The 16166-nt window shown below is 57.7% G+C and carries 13 protein-coding genes; 8 read left to right on the top strand and 5 right to left on the bottom strand.

Going from position 1 to position 16166, the window contains the following annotated elements; translation table 11 throughout:
* Positions 1-66: 66 nt before the first annotated feature.
* Together ACR0K5_RS05120 and ACR0K5_RS05115 are read left to right on the top strand one after the other, a co-directional pair.
* Positions 67-972, top strand: a complete 906-nt coding sequence (locus tag ACR0K5_RS05120; protein WP_480628760.1) for a LysR family transcriptional regulator — start codon at positions 67-69, stop codon at positions 970-972.
* 98 nt (positions 973-1070) lie between these two features.
* The gene (locus tag ACR0K5_RS05115; protein WP_480628629.1) at positions 1071-1856 is read left to right on the top strand and encodes an inositol monophosphatase family protein; all 786 of its coding nucleotides are present in this window, start codon (positions 1071-1073) and stop codon (positions 1854-1856) included.
* Positions 1857-1874: 18 nt separating this feature from the next.
* Here the strand turns inward: ACR0K5_RS05115 and ACR0K5_RS05110 are convergent, their stop codons facing one another.
* Both ACR0K5_RS05110 and putA read right to left on the bottom strand, forming a co-directional pair.
* The gene (locus ACR0K5_RS05110; RefSeq protein ID WP_480628628.1) at positions 1875-2618 is read right to left on the bottom strand and encodes a rhomboid family intramembrane serine protease; all 744 of its coding nucleotides are present in this window, start codon (positions 2616-2618) and stop codon (positions 1875-1877) included.
* Positions 2619-2660: 42 nt separating this feature from the next.
* A complete protein-coding gene (gene putA, locus ACR0K5_RS05105; protein ID WP_480628627.1) occupies positions 2661-6059 on the bottom strand; it encodes a bifunctional proline dehydrogenase/L-glutamate gamma-semialdehyde dehydrogenase PutA in 3399 nt (1132 codons plus the stop codon).
* 108 nt (positions 6060-6167) lie between these two features.
* Here putA and ACR0K5_RS05100 point away from each other — a divergent pair, with 108 nt between their 5' ends.
* The gene (locus ACR0K5_RS05100; RefSeq protein ID WP_480628626.1) at positions 6168-6650 is read left to right on the top strand and encodes an Lrp/AsnC family transcriptional regulator; all 483 of its coding nucleotides are present in this window, start codon (positions 6168-6170) and stop codon (positions 6648-6650) included.
* Positions 6651-6683: 33 nt separating this feature from the next.
* Entirely contained in the window at positions 6684-7247 is a 564-nt protein-coding gene (locus tag ACR0K5_RS05095) for a tetratricopeptide repeat protein (protein WP_480628759.1), read from the top strand.
* Between the two features lie 114 nt (positions 7248-7361).
* On the opposite strand, the gene ACR0K5_RS05090 is transcribed toward ACR0K5_RS05095, so the two are convergent.
* Positions 7362-8135 (bottom strand): FadR/GntR family transcriptional regulator, encoded by a 774-nt coding sequence (locus tag ACR0K5_RS05090; RefSeq protein ID WP_480628625.1) that lies wholly within the window; start codon positions 8133-8135, stop codon positions 7362-7364.
* Positions 8136-8469: 334 nt separating this feature from the next.
* On the opposite strand from ACR0K5_RS05090, the gene ACR0K5_RS05085 reads away from it, so the two are divergent.
* The 4 genes from ACR0K5_RS05085 (at position 8470) to dld (ending at position 14565) form a co-directional block, all read left to right on the top strand.
* Positions 8470-9519: a TRAP transporter substrate-binding protein gene (locus ACR0K5_RS05085; RefSeq protein WP_480628624.1), complete on the top strand. Its 1050-nt coding sequence runs from the start codon at positions 8470-8472 to the stop codon at positions 9517-9519.
* Between the two features lie 120 nt (positions 9520-9639).
* A complete protein-coding gene (locus ACR0K5_RS05080; protein ID WP_480628623.1) occupies positions 9640-11703 on the top strand; it encodes a TRAP transporter large permease subunit in 2064 nt (687 codons plus the stop codon).
* Positions 11704-11716: 13 nt separating this feature from the next.
* Positions 11717-12868 (top strand): alpha-hydroxy acid oxidase, encoded by a 1152-nt coding sequence (locus tag ACR0K5_RS05075; RefSeq protein WP_480628622.1) that lies wholly within the window; start codon positions 11717-11719, stop codon positions 12866-12868.
* A 17-nt stretch (positions 12869-12885) separates the two neighbouring features.
* Positions 12886-14565, top strand: coding sequence for a D-lactate dehydrogenase (gene dld / locus ACR0K5_RS05070; RefSeq protein WP_480628621.1), 1680 nt, complete (start codon positions 12886-12888; stop codon positions 14563-14565).
* A 55-nt stretch (positions 14566-14620) separates the two neighbouring features.
* On the opposite strand, the gene ACR0K5_RS05065 is transcribed toward dld, so the two are convergent.
* Positions 14621-14779 carry a hypothetical protein gene (locus ACR0K5_RS05065; RefSeq protein ID WP_480628620.1) on the bottom strand — a complete coding sequence of 53 codons (159 nt, stop codon included), beginning with the start codon at positions 14777-14779 and terminating at the stop codon, positions 14621-14623.
* 528 nt (positions 14780-15307) lie between these two features.
* A complete protein-coding gene (gph, locus tag ACR0K5_RS05060) occupies positions 15308-15967 on the bottom strand; it encodes a phosphoglycolate phosphatase (protein ID WP_480628619.1) in 660 nt (219 codons plus the stop codon).
* Between the last annotated feature and the right edge of the window lie 199 nt (positions 15968-16166).

Raw genomic sequence — 16166 nt, 5'->3', positions numbered from 1 at the left:
TTGTGCCATGACGGGCAATGTGAAACAAACTCATATTACTCAACAACAACATGAATGCTGTTTGAAATGCACATTGAATTCCGGCACCTGCGTACCATCAAGGCGATCCATGAATGCGGTGGGCTGGCCCGTGCTGCGGACCAGTTGAACATTACCCAGTCTGCTTTGAGTCATCAAATCAAAGGGTTAGAGGATCAGGCCGGAGTTGAGCTGTTTTTGCGCCGTTCAAAACCCATGAAGCTGTCAGCCGCCGGGTTGCGCCTGCTTCGGCTGGCGGAACAGATTCTGCCACAGGTTGAAGCTGCTCAGAACGAGTTTTCATCTCTGCGGGATGGGCGCACCGGGCGGATGCATATTGCTATTGAATGCCACGCTTGTTTCGAATGGCTGTTTCCGGTGCTTGAATCCTTCAGAAAATCCTGGGGCGACGTGGACGTCGATATCCGCCCAGGTCTGGCCTTCGACGCCCTTCCGGCATTGCAGAAGGAAGAGGTCGATCTGGTGGTCTCGTCCGACCCCGAAAACCTTCCGGGCGTCGAGTTTGTTGAGCTGTTCGACTACAATGCCGTTTTTGTGGCAGCGTCGGCCCATCCATTGGCCAAGAAGGGCTTTATCGAGGCCGAGGATTTTCGCGGCCAAACCCTGATCACCTATCCGGTGGAACGCACGCGTCTGGATGTGTTCAGCCAGTTGCTGATCCCTGCACGGGTTGAACCCGCAACGATCCGACAGGTGGAACTGACTGCCGTCATCCTGCTGCTGGTGGCGTCAAACCGTGGGATTTCGGTCCTGCCGGATTGGGTCGTGCGCGAGGTCAAATACAACTCGGACTACGTCACCCGACCGTTGACGAAAGAAGGCATCACACGGCGCCTGTACGCAGCGGTCCGGTCGGAAGATCTGGAGAAACCCTATGTGCAGGAACTGGTGAAGCTGGCCCGGGAAGAGGCGCGTAAGCTGCAATCCCAGTAACGGCGTTTCCTGCGGGTCTGATATGCGCATCATTCCTCTTGGCAAGGGCGCATTGCGGCAGTATACGCGCGGTTTGACCGGACAGGAGCCTTTTGACAATGGTTGGCAGTGCAAATCTCAACATCATGATCAAGGCCGCGCGCAAGGCGGGGCGTTCTTTGGTCAAAGATTTCCGTGAAGTCGAGAATTTGCAGGTGTCGATGAAAGGCGCCGGTGACTTTGTCTCGAAGGCCGATATCGCCGCCGAAGCCATTCTGAAGGAAGAACTGCTGGGCGCGCGTCCGACTTATGGCTGGCTGGCCGAAGAGGGCGGCTCCATTGATGGAGAAGACCCGACCCGCCGCTGGATCGTCGATCCGCTGGACGGCACAACCAACTTTCTGCACGGCCTGCCGCATTGGGCGATTTCCATCGCGCTGGAGCATAAAGGCAAGATCGTTGCAGGCGTGATCTATGATGCCGCCAAGGACGAGATGTTCTTTGCCGAAAAAGGCGAAGGTTCATGGATGAACGATACCCGCATTCGCGTGTCGGGCCGCCACCGCATGATTGAATCGGTCTTCGCGACCGGCCTGCCCTTTGGCGGTCGTTCGGATCTGCCGGCGACCTTGCAGGATCTGGCGCGTCTGATGCCCGCCTGCGCCGGTGTGCGCCGCTGGGGCGCTGCGGCGCTGGACATGGCGTATGTGGCCGCTGGCCGGTATGAAGGCTTCTGGGAACGCCGCCTGAACGCTTGGGATCTGGCTGCCGGTATCATCATCGTGAAAGAAGCAGGTGGCTTCGTGCAGGCACTGAACCCCGAGGGCAGTGTGCTGGAAGATGGTGAAGTGATCTGTTCGAACGAACCAATCTTTGATCAGTTCGCCAAAGTGATCCGGGGCTGAACGCCCCTTTGCCCGACACTATCGACGCGGAACACGCGGGATGCGTGACTGCGAAAGCTTGTACTTGGCTTCCGGGTGAGGCGGGTGCCCTTGGGTGCGATCCCAGAACTGCACTCCTCCACGCTTCAGCCAAAGCGGTATGCAGAGGATCAGGCCCACAGCAAACCCACCCGTATGGGCCCAATAGGCGATGCCGCCTTCGTCCGGATTGCTGGTGACGCTGCCAAAAAACTGTATCGCCAGCCAGACGCCCAGCATGATGAAGGCAGGAATGGTGAAGACCCTGAAATAGACAATCAGGATCAGCAAGATATCCACCCGTGCTTTCGGGAACAGTAGCAGATAGCCACCCATCACGCCTGCAATAGCCCCCGAGGCTCCAACGGTGGGGACCTGAGAGTCCGGGCCGGTGATGATGTGGATCAGGCCCGCGCCGACCCCGGCCGCCAGATAGAACAGCAAGAACGGCAAGTGGCCCATTTCGTCTTCCAGATTGTCGCCGAAGATCCACAGGAACAGCATGTTCCCGGCCAGATGCATCCATCCTCCGTGCAGGAACATGGACGTCACAAGGGTCTCCAGCCCGAACCCGTCGCTGACACGCGCAGGGATGATGGCGTAGTCGAAAAACAGCCTGCCGATCCGCGGTCCGTCATCCATGATCCCCACATAGCTGAGGAAGATCAGGATATTGGCCGCCAGCAGAGCGTAGACAACATAAGGGGTGCGCCCCGAGGGGTTATGGTCGCGGATCGGAAACATGGTGTGACGCTGGGCTTTTGTGCGCCCAGCGTCAAGGCAAGCTTATGCCGCACCTCCCAACAACGCAGCGTTTCCGCCCGCAGCAGTCGTGTCGACGCAGATATGGCGTTCGCCCAGAACACGGGCGCGGTCGGGTTTGCCGGGGATCAGCGGCAGAATCGGACCGTCGCGGCGGGCCAGATGCTGCTCGATCTGCCGGGCGGTTTCGTCGTCTCCCCACCACAACACGCCCGAGATGCCGGTCAGGTTTTCCAACCGGTGCAGATCAAGCATCCCCGTTGCCTGAATGGCGGTACCACCCAGCGCGTGTACGGCCTCGGCCTGCGCGCGCGCTGCAGTCTCTCCGGGCCCCATGCACAGCAAGGGCGGGCGCGGGTATTCGCTCAGACGGTTCGATTCACCTGTCGGACCGGGCAGAGATTGGGTTTTGACAGGTGCAGGTTGTCCTTGCGCAGCAGGCAGATCAGCCACGGCGCTCCATGTGTCCACCGAGTTTTGACGGTCTGGCGCGCAGAACCGGGCCATATAGTTCGGTCCACCAGCCTTGGGGCCGGTGCCAGACAGACCTTCGCCACCGAAGGGTTGCGAACCGACGATGGCGCCGATCTGGTTGCGGTTCACGTAGATGTTGCCCGCGTGGATAGCCTCGGTCACATGTTGCACCCGGTCGTCGATCCGTGTGTGCAAGCCGAAAGTCAGCCCGTATCCGGTGGCGTTGATATCGGCGATAATCTTGTCGATCTCTTGCGACTTGAACCGTGCCACATGCAACACGGGGCCAAAAATCTCGCGCTCCAGCGCGGCGATGCCAGGAATCTCGATCAGAGTTGGGGCAACAAAGGTGCCTTCGGGTGGAAGCGGAAGCTCTTTCAGAACCCGCTTTTCACCGCGCGCCTTGGCCACGTGGTCGGCGATGCTCTGCCGGGCCTGTTCGTCGATAACCGGGCCGCAATCGGTCGAGATCAGCCATGGATCTGCAACGCTCAACGCTTCCATTGCCCCCTTGAGCATGGTCAGAACGTCATCGGCGATATCCTCTTGCAGATACAGGCATCGCAGTGCGGAACAGCGCTGGCCTGCCGACTGGAAGGCGCTTTCAATGATGGATTGCACGGCTTGTTCAGGCAAGGCGGTGCTGTCGACGATCATTGCATTCAGGCCGCCGGTTTCCGCGATCAGCGGCGTGCCGGGACGCATGGACCCGGCCATCGCTCTCCGGATTTTGAGCGCAGTGGCTGTCGACCCGGTGAAGGCAACGCCCGACACGCGCGGATCCGACGTCAGCGCCGCGCCTACGACCGGCCCACCCGGCAGCAATTGCAGCACATCGCGTGGCACGCCTGCCTCATGCAGCAATTGAATGGCGCGATGCGCAATCAGGGGTGTCTGCGGTGCAGGGGCGGCCAGAACTGCGTTTCCTGTGGCCAGCGCTGCCGAAATCTGACCGGTGAAAATCGCCAGCGGGAAGTTCCACGGGCTGATACAGGTGAAAATCCCGGCAGGCTTGGCCGCAGGGATGTTAGCCGCGTAGTAACGCAGGAAATCTACCGCCTCACGCAGTTCCGCCACTGCATCGGGCACTGACTTTCCTGCCTCGCGTGACAACAGCGCAAACAACTCGCCATAATGCGTTTCATAAAGATCGGCAGCGGTGTTCAGAGCACGCGCGCGCTCAGCAGCTGGGGCGTCCCAAGGGTTGGCCGAAGCCAGAGCCATCTCCACATCCTCTGCGCTTGCCGCGGCCACCGCGCCCGGCTTGTCCTGAGGGTGCGCTGGGTTGAACACTGGCACGTCGGCTTCTGGCTTGGCGTCGCTGGCCAGCAAAGGTTGCGCGTACCAGTGGTGGGCGCGGAACTGATCCCGTGCCGCATCGATCTGATCCAGGGTCGGTGTGTGGTGCAGGTCAAAGCCTTTGGAGTTGGGTCTTTCGGGCTGGAATAGTTCGGGGCCGGTCGGCAATGCAGGCGGCGGCGTCTGCACCGCGACAAACGGATCGGCGGCAACCTCTTCCGGTGGCACATCCTCGTCCACGATCTGGTTGACGAAGGACGAGTTTGCGCCGTTTTCCAGCAAACGCCGCACCAGATAGGCCAGCAAGTCGCGATGTGCCCCGACCGGTGCGTAGATGCGGCAACGGGTGTTCTGCTTGTCCATCACGATCTGATGCAGGGTCTCGCCCATGCCGTGCAAGCGTTGGAATTCGTAGGGCTGATCTCCGGCCATGTGCAGGATGGCGCTGACTGTATGGGCGTTATGGGTGGCGAATTGCGGATAGATCCGGTCTGTCATGCCCAGCAATTTGCGGGCGTTGGCGATATAGGACACGTCGGTTGCGGCCTTGTGGGTGAAGACCGGAAAGCCATCCACGCCTTCAACCTGCGCGCGTTTGATTTCGGTGTCCCAATAGGCGCCCTTGACCAACCGCACCATCAGCTTGCGGTCGTGACGTTCAGCCATGCTATACAGCGTATCCAGGACCAGACCAGCGCGTGGGCCATAAGCCTGAACCACAATCCCGAACCCGTGCCATCCCGCGAGCGCCGGATCGGACATCACCGCCTCGATCACTTGCAGCGACAGCGACAGACGATCTGCTTCTTCGGCATCGACGTTCAGGCCCATGCCAGCGGCTTTGGCCAACAGGGCCAGCGCACGCAATCGCGGAACCAGTTCGTCCATGACACGCTGTTCCTGCGCCAGTTCATAGCGGGGATGCAGGGCGGACAGTTTTACCGAGATACCGGGGTTGGCGCGAATATCGTCATGGGTGCAAGCCTCGGCAATGGACGAAATGGCGCGCGAGTATGACAGGTGATAGCGCGCGGCATCCGCCTCGGTCCGGGCGGCTTCACCCAGCATGTCATAGGAATAGGCATAACCCTTCTCCTCCATCCCGCGCGCGCGTTCCATGGCGGAGTGAATGGTTTCCCCCAGAACAAATTGCCTACCCATCTCTTTCATCGCGCGCGCGACAGCAGTGCGGATTACCGGCTCACCCAGCCGTTTGATCGCGCCACGCAATGCTCCGACCGGAGATGTTTTGCCTTCGTCCAGCACCTTGCCGGTCAACATCAGCGCCCATGTGGACGCATTCACCAGCGATGACGAGGATTGCCCTAGATGCTTGCCCCAATCGGACGGCGCGATCTTGTCCTCGATCAACGCGTCGATAGTGTCGGCATCCGGCACGCGCAACAACGCCTCGGCCAGACACATCAGGGCGACGCCTTCGTCGGTGGACAGGCCATATTCAGCCAGAAAAACCTCCATCAGGCCCGGCGAAGTGCTGGACCGGATGTCGCGCACAAGCTGCGCGGCCGCAGCGCTAATGGCGCTTCGATCTGCTTCCGTCAGGCTTGCCTGAGAAATCAGGGTATCGAGAACAACCGACTGATCGGCATAGGTTGGGGTGTCGATGAGTGTGCGCAGGCTGTGTGACATGGGTCCTCCGGTCTTTGTGGTAATATAAGGTGGAAAAAACAGGACAACGGACCGAATTTCATGTAATTGAAGTCGAGTGTTCTGAAATTGTGGCTAATAGCAGTGTAAATGAGCTTTCCCGATCTGGACCGGTTCGACCGGTCGATTCTGAGAATTCTGGCCGAGGACGGTCGTATCTCGGTCGCTGACCTTGCGCGCGAGATCGGACTGTCGAAATCACCGACACAAGCGCGGCTCAAAAGGCTTGAGGCGAGTGGAGTGATCCAGGGATATCGGGCGATGTTGGACCCGATCCGGCTGGGCCTGGATCACGTTGCTTTCGTCGAGGTGCGATTGACCGATACCCGCGAAAAGGCACTGGCCGAGTTCAACGCGGCAGTTCGCAAAACCGCTGAGGTCGAGCAAGCGCATATGATCGCATCCAATTTCGACTACCTTTTGAAGGTGCGCACGGCCACGATGTCGGAATATCGCCGTGTCCTGGCCGAGAAAATCTCGTCCCTGCCGCATGTCGCCAATACCTCGACTTTTGTGGCGATGGAGGCAGTGAAGGAAACCGGTATGCTGGGTGGATTTGAACATCAGGCTTGACCCGGCGGGTTTACAGCCCACCCTTGTTTCATGATGCGAACACTTGCTGCCACTTTTCTCCTGATCGCCTTTTCGTACCCGGTCACCGCCGAGACATGCCCAACGGCACCGGATCATACTGAAGGGGTGGATGCGCTTATCAGGCAGGTCCAGAAGGCAGAATCGCAAAGTGACGCGCGTGTTATCTCTCAGCAATTGTGGGAACTCTGGACAGACGCGCCGGATGCCCGGTCGCAGATCCTGCTGGATCGGGGAATGGCGCGACGAGAGGCGTGGGATTTGTTGGGCGCATTGGACGACTTCAACCAGTTGGTCGATTATTGTCCGAACTACGCCGAAGGCTACAACCAGCGGGCATTTGTGAATTACCTCAGGCAGGATTTCGATGCTGCGTTGCAGGACTTGAATGTCACGATTGAAATGTCGCCAACCCATATCGGAGCACTCAGCGGACGCGCATTGTCCTTACTGGGTTTGAAACGTCTTGAAGACGCGCGCGTGGCCCTGTCTGAAGCGCTTGAACTCAATCCCTGGCTGTCTGAGCGGGCCTTGTTGGAGCCCGGTGGTCTTCTGGACCCGCCCGGAGAGGATATCTGACCTCACGCCCTTATTGTCAGCCCGACATGACGCCCACGGCCAATGTTCCATTTCATGCTGCTGCGTTGCGCTATTGCGGTCCACGGCCTGAAGGACAAGCAGGCCGCCAAGCTTTCAGCGTGAAAGAATCCGGCGCTTTTCGGCCATGGCTTCGCGTCGCCGCTGCTCAATCCCAAGTTTGAAGGACTCCTCGACAAAGTCGATGTGATCGGTTGCGGCTTTTTCGGCCCGCTCCTCATCGCCTTCGATCACCGCGCGGCCCAGTTCAATGTGTTGTTGCAACAGCTTTTCGCCGGTCCCGTCAATTGTGCGCAGAAAGTCGCGATTGTAGAACACGCCTTTGCGAGTGAGTTCGTAGATCGACGCCATCATGTGTATAAGGGTCGCGTTCTGGCTGGCATCGACAATCGCCGAATGCAGCGCAAAATCCGCTTCTTGCGATGCTTTGGCGTCCTGCTCCTGCCACGCACGCTCGTTTTCGTCGAGGATTTCTGAAATCCTCTCTTTGTCCGCCTTGGTTGCCCGGCGCGCGGCAAGGCGGGCCGCAAACCCTTCCTGCTCGCGGCGATATTCCAGATAGTCGAAGAAAGCAGGTTCATGGCGTTCATACAGTGCAAGAAGTGCTGGCATCATGGCTTGCCCGGTCAGGGCTGCTACGAATGTGCCTTCTCCATGCTGTGTAGTGACCAGACCGCGTTCTTCCAGAACCTGAAGAGCCTCGCGCAGCTTTGGGCGCGATACGCGCAGCATCTCGGCCAGGTCGCGTTCCGAGGGTAGTTTCCTGCCCTGTTTTAGAATGCCCGAGGCGATCAGATCTTCGACTTGTGCAACCACTGCTTCAGCCAGCGATTCGTGTCCAACGGGTTCAAAAATCGCCGTGCTGCTCATGAGATGCTGCCCTATGTGAAGCCGAAAACCTGAAATAACTGGTAAATAAACATAACCATATCCGTGTAAAATTCAAGCATCAGGGTGCTCTGCCTTTGGGAAGGGTACGTATCTGTTTGTGAATAGTTTTTAAGCAAAATGACTTCTTTAAAGGCATCCACCTCTGGTTTTCAGAGGCATGGTTGAGGCCAAAATTCATATTCTCAATTTTCCGCAGTGGTAAATAAAGTTGTTGACTGGTTTTATATGGTAAAGTTAGTTTACCACCGGATAGGCGCTGGAAGAGCCTGCGCCGCTGATCGGAGAAAACCCGACCAACCCTGGAGGAGATTTCATGAAAAAGACCCTGACGAGCCTTGCCGTGGCCGCCAGCCTGCTGGCCGCACCCGCGGTTGCGGCGGACAAATTGCTGCTGAAAACACCGATTGCCTTTTCGACCGAACTGCCGGGCCTGGGCTCGCCGATCCCGCGCGTGGCTGACCAGCTGGAGCTGATGTCGGGTGGCACGCTGAAGATGAAAGTGTATGAGCCGGGCAAACTGGTTCCGCCGTTCGAAATTCTGGATGCTGTGTCCACCGGCAAGATCAACTCGGGCTACACCACTGCCGGTTACTGGGCAGGTAAAATCCCGGCCGCGCCGCTGTTCTCGGCTGTGCCGTTCGGCCCTGAGGCGGGCGAATACATGGCTTGGTTGTATTATGGCAACGGCATGACCCTGTATCAGGAGATGTATGATCAGGCAGGTTTCAACGTCAAAGTTCTGCCTTGCGCCATCATAGCTCCGGAAACCTCGGGCTGGTTCGCGTCAGAGATCAACTCACCCGAAGATCTGAACGGCCTGAAGATGCGTTTCTTCGGCTTGGGCGGTAAAGTGATGCAGAAACTGGGCGTGGCGACCTCGCTGCTGCCGGGTGGTGAGATATTCCCGGCGCTGGAGAAAGGCGCGATCGACGCGACCGAATTCTCGATGCCCGCCATCGACGCGCGTCTGGGTTTCCACAAGCTGGTCAAGTTCAACTACTTCCCTGGCTGGCACCAACAGGCGACCGTGTTCGAATTGCTGATCAACAAAGATGTCTGGAACGATACCAGCGATCAGCACAAGGCGATCATCGAAAACGCCTGCAAAGCTTCGATGGCAGACAGCTTTGCCGAAGGTGAGGCCATTCAGCACGCGGCTCTGATCGACAATGTTGAGAACAACGGCGTTTCGATCAAGCAGTGGTCGCCCGAGATGCTGGATACATTCCGCGCGACCTGGGAAGAGGTTGCTGCAGAAGAAGCCGCCAATGACGCCTTCTTCGCGCAGGTTCTGGCCGACATGAACGAGTTCCGCGACGGCTATAGCCTTTGGAAGACAAACGCCTTCCTCCCACGTCAGTAAACTCTCCCTCACTGACGTCGCCGGGGCGGCCCGATCCGCCGCTCCGGTTCATTCTTTCTGATCTTCGGACTTTCTAACCTTTCACTGCCCGCATTCCGGGCTGCTGAGCGAGGAATGACCATGACCACCCAAAACAACCTCAACGATCCGGTCGAAGCCTATGAAGGCATCCTGGAACACCCCGAAACCGACCGCCAGAAAATCGCTGTTGCAATCGACACAGGGGTCAAGGCGGTGGGTCATGTGGTCATGTGGGCCAATGTCCTGCTGATGGGCGCGATCTTCGCTCAGGTCTCGCTGCGTTACCTGTTCAGCCAGAACTACCCGAAACTGGACGAGGTTCAGTGGCACTTCTACGGCATCGTCACGATGATCGGTATTTCGTACGCCTTGATCACCGACAGTCATGTCCGTGTTGACGTCCTGCATATGCAGCTGTCACGCCGCGCGCAGCGGATCATCGAGGTGATCGGTATCCTGACCCTGCTGACCCCGTTCATCTATCTGATGATCGATCAGGGCTACGACTATTTCTACGAAAGCTCCCGCGTTAACGAACGCTCGGACAGCCCCACTGGCCTGCCTGCGCGCTGGGCCTTCAAGGCGGTAATCCCGATCAGCTTTGTTTTGCTGGCGCTGGCCGCATTGGCAAGGTTGATCCACGACGGGCACGCGTTGATGTACGGGCCTGCATCCGAGCGTGAAGGTGCACCACTGCGCCGCATCCTGCTGGTGCTGGCCGTGTTTGCGGCGGTTTGCGCCGGGCTGACCTTCCTTGTCGAGACGACCGAGGAAAAGCTGGTCATCGCGATGTTCCTGACCTTCATCGCGCTTTTGTTCACCGGCTATCCGGTGGCATGGGTTCTGGCGGGTGTAGGTGTCGCCTATTGTGGTCTGGCCTACCTGTTCGACAATGACCTGATGCTGTGGACAGGGCTTGAGAGCACCTTTACCGGTCTCGACTATCTGACGTTGGGCGCAGTTGTGAACCGGGTCTACGCGACCATGTCCAACGCTGTTCTGGTTGCTCTACCCATGTTCATCTTCATGGGCCTGATGCTGGACGAATCCGGCGTGGCCGAACGTCTGATGTCTTCAATGCAGCGTCTGTTCGGTACGGTGCGCGGAGGTCTGGCGATTACGGTGACGCTGATCGGTATCATTCTGGCGGCCTCTACCGGGATCATCGGTGCATCCGTTGTTCTGCTGGGCGTACTTTCGTTGCCGTCGATGATGCAGCAGAAATATCAGCCGACGCTGGCGGCAGGCGTAGTCTCAGCCTCCGGTACGCTGGGTATCCTGATCCCGCCGTCGATCATGCTGGTGATTATGGCTGACCAGATGGCCTTGTCTGTGGGCGACCTGTTCATGGCGGCGGTCTTCCCGGGCGTTATCATTGGTGGCCTGTACCTGACCTATATCTTCATCCTCGCACTGGTGAAACGCGATGCGGCTCCTGTGCCGGAAGGTGCAAAAGCCCCCGACTGGGCTGCCGTCAAGGACGTGCTGATCGCCGTAATTCCGACGCTGATACTGATCCTTGCCGTACTGGGCTCGATCTTTGCAGGTTTGACCACGCCGACCGAAGCTTCGGGCATCGGTGCGCTGGGCGCGACGCTGCTGGCGCTGGGCTATCGCAAGCTGACCTTTGCAAAGCTGTGGAACGTGCTTGTTTCGACCTTCAACACCACCGCTTATATCTTTGCGATCTTCCTAGGCGCGACCGTGTTCTCCTACGTCTTGCGCGAACTGGGTGGGGATGAGCTGATCGAACATGTGGTGCAATCCACCGGGTTTGGAGCGAACGGAACCATCCTCTTCATCCTGTTCATCGTCTTCCTGCTGGGCTTCGTGCTTGACTGGATCGAGATCACGCTGATCGTGCTGCCCCTGATGCGTCCCATCGTGAACGGTCTTGGCATCGACATCCCCGGCTTCGGCGTTCTGGATGAGCCGGCACTGGTGTGGTTCGTCATTCTGGTCGCGGTGACGCTGCAAACCAGCTTTCTGACGCCGCCCGTAGGATTCGCGTTGTTCTACCTCAAAGGCGTTTGCCCGCCAGAAATTAAACTGACGCATATCTACAAGGGCATCATTCCCTTTGTCCTGCTGCAATTGACCGGATTGGCGCTAGTGTTCCTGTGGCCGACCCTTGCCACCTGGCTGCCCTCGGTCGCCTACTAAGGAGCCCCCAGTCATGCGCCTGAGCCAATGTCATAACTTCCACGACTTCCGGCGGCTGGCCAAGCAGCGGCTACCGGGGCCCATCTTCAACTACATCGACGGTGGCGCGGATGATGAGGTGACGTATCGGGAAAACACCAACGCATTTGATCGCTGTGACCTGCTTCCGTCAGTTCTGCGTGGGGTGAAGGATGTGGATATGTCCGTCACTGTCATGGGGCAAAAGCTGGATATGCCGGTCTATTGCTCGCCTACCGCGTTGCAGCGCCTGTTCCACCATCAAGGCGAGCGTGCGGTTGCGGCGGCGGCGGAGAAGTACGGTACCATGTTCGGAGTTTCCTCTTTGGGCACTGTTTCGCTGGAGGAGCTACGCGAGAAACATAAAAACCCGCAGGTCTACCAGTTCTACTTCCACAAGGATCGCGAGCTGAACGCCGCCATGATGCAGCGCGCCAAAGAGGCTGGTGTCGAAGTTATGATGCTGACTGTCGACAGCATCACCGGGGGCAATCGTGAACGCGACCTGCGCACGGGGTTCTCGATCCCGTTCCGTCTGACGCTCGGCGGTATGATCCAGTTCGCGATCAAGCCGATGTGGGGCATCAACTATGTCACCCACGAGAAGTTCCGCCTGCCGCAACTTGAAGAGCACGTGGATATGGGCGGTGGCGCCAGCTCGATCGGGGGCTATTTTACCGAAATGCTGGACCCGTCGATGACTTGGGATGACGTCGCACAAATGGTCCGGGACTGGGATGGTCAATTCTGTCTGAAAGGCATCATGACCGTCGAGGATGCCAAACGCGCCGCCGAAATCGGTTGTACCGGCATCATTCTTTCGAACCATGGTGGCCGTCAACTGGATGGCTCGCGCACGCCTTTCGACCAACTGGCCGATATTGTAGATGCCGTTGGGGACAAGCTGGACGTGATGATGGACAGCGGTATTCAGCGCGGAACCCATGTGCTCAAGGCGCTTTCGATCGGGGCCAAAGCTGTGGGCGTCGGGCGACACTACCTGTATCCCCTGGCGGCTGCGGGACAGGCGGGTGTCGAACGGGCTCTTGGTCTGATGCGGGCCGAAATCGAGCGCGACATGAAATTGATGGGCGTCACCAGTGTTGACCAACTCAGTCGTGAGAATATTCGTTTCCGTAACGCCTAACCCGAATTGGGGCCGATATGACCAATGACGCGTTGATCAAGCACTTCCGTGCCATCGTCGGTACGCGTCACGTGCTGACAGGCGAACGCGCGACAGAGCGGTTTCGGCGTGGTTTCCGCTCGGGCGAGGGTGTGGCGCTTTGCGTCATTCAGCCGGGGACTCTGCTGGAGCAATGGAAGATCCTGCAAGCCTGCGTTGCAGACGACAAGATCGTCATCATGCAGGCGGCCAATACTGGTCTGACCGAAGGGTCCACTCCGTCGGGCACCTATGACCGGGACGTAGTTCTGATCAACACGCGCCGAATGGATACTCTGGTTCTGTTGAACAATGGCGAGCAGATCGTCAGCTTTCCAGGTGCTACGCTTTTCGCGCTGGAGAAACTGCTGGCCCCGTTGGGACGTGAGCCGCATTCGGTGATCGGTTCGTCCTGCATCGGTGCGTCGATTGTGGGCGGGGTGTGCAACAATTCCGGCGGATCTCTGGTCGAACGCGGCCCGGTTTACACAGAACTTTCCGTCTATGCTCGGATTTCCGAACAGGGTGACCTGGAATTGGTCAACCATCTCGGCATCGATCTGGGCAATTCGCCTGAGGAGATTCTTGCCAATCTCGATGCAGGTAAATTCGAACGCAATCCTGGGACAACAAACAAACGTGCATCGGCAAATGACTATGCGCAGATCGTACGGGATGTGAATGCGGAAACGCCTGCGCGCTTCAATGCCGACAAGGCCAAGCTTTTCGAATCCGCGGGCTCGGCGGGGAAACTGGCCGTTTTCGCCGTACGCCTTGATACCTTCCCTAAGAACAAGGTCGAGAAGGTGTTCTATGTGGGGACCAACAACCCCAACGATCTGGCGGATCTGCGACGCCATATTCTATCAGAGTTCAAATCGCTGCCCGTCTCAGCCGAATACATGCAGCGTGAGGTGTTCGACATAACCGCGCGGTACGGCAAGGACACGGTTGTGATGATCGACAAAATGGGCACGGATCGCCTGCCGATTTTCTTTGCATTGAAGGGCGCCGTGGATGCCCGCTTGCGTCGCATCCCGTTCCTGCGCAACTTCACGGATCGCTTCATGCAGGCAGCGATAGCTCTGTGGCCGCGCATCCTGCCCAAACGAATGACGGATTTCCGTGACAAATATGAACACCACCTGATCCTGAAAATGAAGGATGACGGTGTATCCGAGACCGCCGAGTGGTTACCGCTGTTCCTGAAAGACCGCGATGGCGGATTTTTCGAATGCGACGCGCGGGAGGCCAAGATCGCGGGCCTTCATCGCTTCGCGGCGGCTGGCGCGGCTGTGCGCTATATGGCGATCCATTCAAACGAGGTAGAGGACATCATCGCTCTGGATGTCGCGTTACGCCGCAACGACCATGATTGGCTGGAAAAGCTGCCGTCTGAAATTGAAGACCAGCTGGTTCACAAACTTTATTACGGGCACTTCATGTGCCACGTGATGCATCAGGATTACATTGTGAAAAAGGGCGCTGACCCAAAAGCACTGAAGGCGGCAATGTTGAAACTGTTTGACGAACGCGGCGCGGAATACCCTGCTGAGCACAACGTGGGGCACCTTTATTCGGCCAAGCCCGATCTGGCGGCGCATTACAAATGCTGCGATCCGACCAACTCGTTCAATCCGGGGATCGGGAAAATGTCCAAAGCGAAGAATTACCAATAACCAACTTTTCCGACACGGTTTGACGTCGGGGACATCGTCCGACGGATGCACTGGATCACGCCAAAATGGGTGTCAGGGCAGAATTTTCTGATCCCACAGGCACGGCCATGCTCAAAATGGCTTTCGCCGATAAAGCTGCCACGCCCGAATGAGTTTCATTTATCTGATGCAACGAGGATTCGGGCAGCGCGAGCAGGGTCATCGGAATCAGCATCAAGTTTTGCGCCGAAGTCAGAAATTCACCCGCGATTTGCGCCTAAACTGTGATTTTGAACGTCACGAAAGGGCATATGTCAGGCCTTCCGACACTTCATCCGACAGGTTGGTGTGGTCAAATGACAGAGCACATTTCAGCACACATAATTGCAGTTCTGTGTGATTTCCCGATATTTTTCCTAGGGTTATCCTTCACCTGTACTCGGCTAACAGCTCTTACGCCCGAAACTGCAGACCAGAAGGACGTCGTGAATGCGATAAATAGCGGATGACGTGAGCCCGAAAAACGGCATATTCCCCTTATTTTTCGCGATTTTTAGAGAACTACGGGAAACCCCCAATTTCGCGCCTGGAAAATCGGGGGTAAACATTACCTACCGTACTTACCACACAAACATACACGGTATTTACTTTCCCCGATGAGGGGCTGGTCACACCCCCTCGGCCGGCCCCTCTTAACTTATTGGGGTGAACGCAAACGCGGATTGCTATTTGAACTGATACGCGATGATCTTCCCCAGCGGCGTTAACTCTTGATCAATTTGGCTACGAGGGCGGGCAAATCTTGCGATGCGCCATAGGCTTCGGTGTGCGGAATTTCTGCCACAGGCGTTTTCCGGTATCCTTCGGTAAACAGCAAAAACGGGATCTTTGCACGGGCCGCCGTTTCCGCGTCCACTTCACTGTCGCCGACGAACAGACGTGGGCCAGAAGCCTGCAGCGCATCGAAGCTTGCGAACAGGTGGTTGGGGTCAGGTTTTCGCGTCGGAAGGCTATCGCCACCAAGCACGGCGCCGAAATAACGGGACAGATTCAGCGCCTCAAGTATATGCCGGGCGGGCGCTTCTGGTTTGTTGGTGCAGACACCCAGAACGCACCCCATCTGTTGCAAGGCACCCAGCGCCTCGGGGATACCGGGGTAGGGAACGGTCGTTTTGCTTGCAGCGCCATTGTAATGCTTCAGGGTCAGCTGCGTCAGTTCTGCATGGCGATCCAACGGCAGCCCGCAGTGGCGGATCATACGCTCGACCAGTTTCGGTAAGCCGTTGCCAACGAATCCTTTGATGACATCACGCGGCAAGGGATCGTGCCCGACATCATCCAGTGTGCGGTTGGCCGCCGCTGCCAGATCACCAAGGCTGTCCACCAGCGTTCCGTCCAGATCAAATACAACTGCTGCGGTCATATATTACGCGCCTTTCATCGTCTGGCCCAAGACCTAACGCGCCTTGTACGGGGGTGCAATCGCGTGTGTTGAAACGACACTTGACAATCCTTACTAAAATAATCAGATTAAGACGCAGGAACGGAAAGCCAGCCCTTTCGGGGTCAGCCAAATCACATGAAACGCGATAGATATGGCACCATGCCGAAATGCACTGGAG

The sequence above is a fragment of the Ruegeria sp. AB9 genome, assembly GCF_056542585.1.
The sequence above is the reverse complement of the archived record's forward strand: the minus strand, read 5'-3'. Positions and strand labels throughout refer to the sequence as shown.

What these genes read in the sequence shown, in the direction of transcription:
- ACR0K5_RS05120 (WP_480628760.1), top strand. Translation starts at nt 67, where the DNA reads ATGCACATTGAATTCCGGCACCTGCGTACCATCAAGGCGATCCATGAA.
- ACR0K5_RS05115 (WP_480628629.1), top strand. Translation starts at nt 1,071, where the DNA reads ATGGTTGGCAGTGCAAATCTCAACATCATGATCAAGGCCGCGCGCAAG.
- ACR0K5_RS05110 (WP_480628628.1), bottom strand. Translation starts at nt 2,618, where the DNA reads ATGTTTCCGATCCGCGACCATAACCCCTCGGGGCGCACCCCTTATGTT.
- putA (WP_480628627.1), bottom strand. Translation starts at nt 6,059, where the DNA reads ATGTCACACAGCCTGCGCACACTCATCGACACCCCAACCTATGCCGAT.
- ACR0K5_RS05100 (WP_480628626.1), top strand. Translation starts at nt 6,168, where the DNA reads ATGAGCTTTCCCGATCTGGACCGGTTCGACCGGTCGATTCTGAGAATT.
- ACR0K5_RS05095 (WP_480628759.1), top strand. Translation starts at nt 6,684, where the DNA reads ATGCGAACACTTGCTGCCACTTTTCTCCTGATCGCCTTTTCGTACCCG.
- ACR0K5_RS05090 (WP_480628625.1), bottom strand. Translation starts at nt 8,135, where the DNA reads ATGAGCAGCACGGCGATTTTTGAACCCGTTGGACACGAATCGCTGGCT.
- ACR0K5_RS05085 (WP_480628624.1), top strand. Translation starts at nt 8,470, where the DNA reads ATGAAAAAGACCCTGACGAGCCTTGCCGTGGCCGCCAGCCTGCTGGCC.
- ACR0K5_RS05080 (WP_480628623.1), top strand. Translation starts at nt 9,640, where the DNA reads ATGACCACCCAAAACAACCTCAACGATCCGGTCGAAGCCTATGAAGGC.
- ACR0K5_RS05075 (WP_480628622.1), top strand. Translation starts at nt 11,717, where the DNA reads ATGCGCCTGAGCCAATGTCATAACTTCCACGACTTCCGGCGGCTGGCC.
- dld (WP_480628621.1), top strand. Translation starts at nt 12,886, where the DNA reads ATGACCAATGACGCGTTGATCAAGCACTTCCGTGCCATCGTCGGTACG.
- ACR0K5_RS05065 (WP_480628620.1), bottom strand. Translation starts at nt 14,779, where the DNA reads ATGCTGATTCCGATGACCCTGCTCGCGCTGCCCGAATCCTCGTTGCAT.
- gph (WP_480628619.1), bottom strand. Translation starts at nt 15,967, where the DNA reads ATGACCGCAGCAGTTGTATTTGATCTGGACGGAACGCTGGTGGACAGC.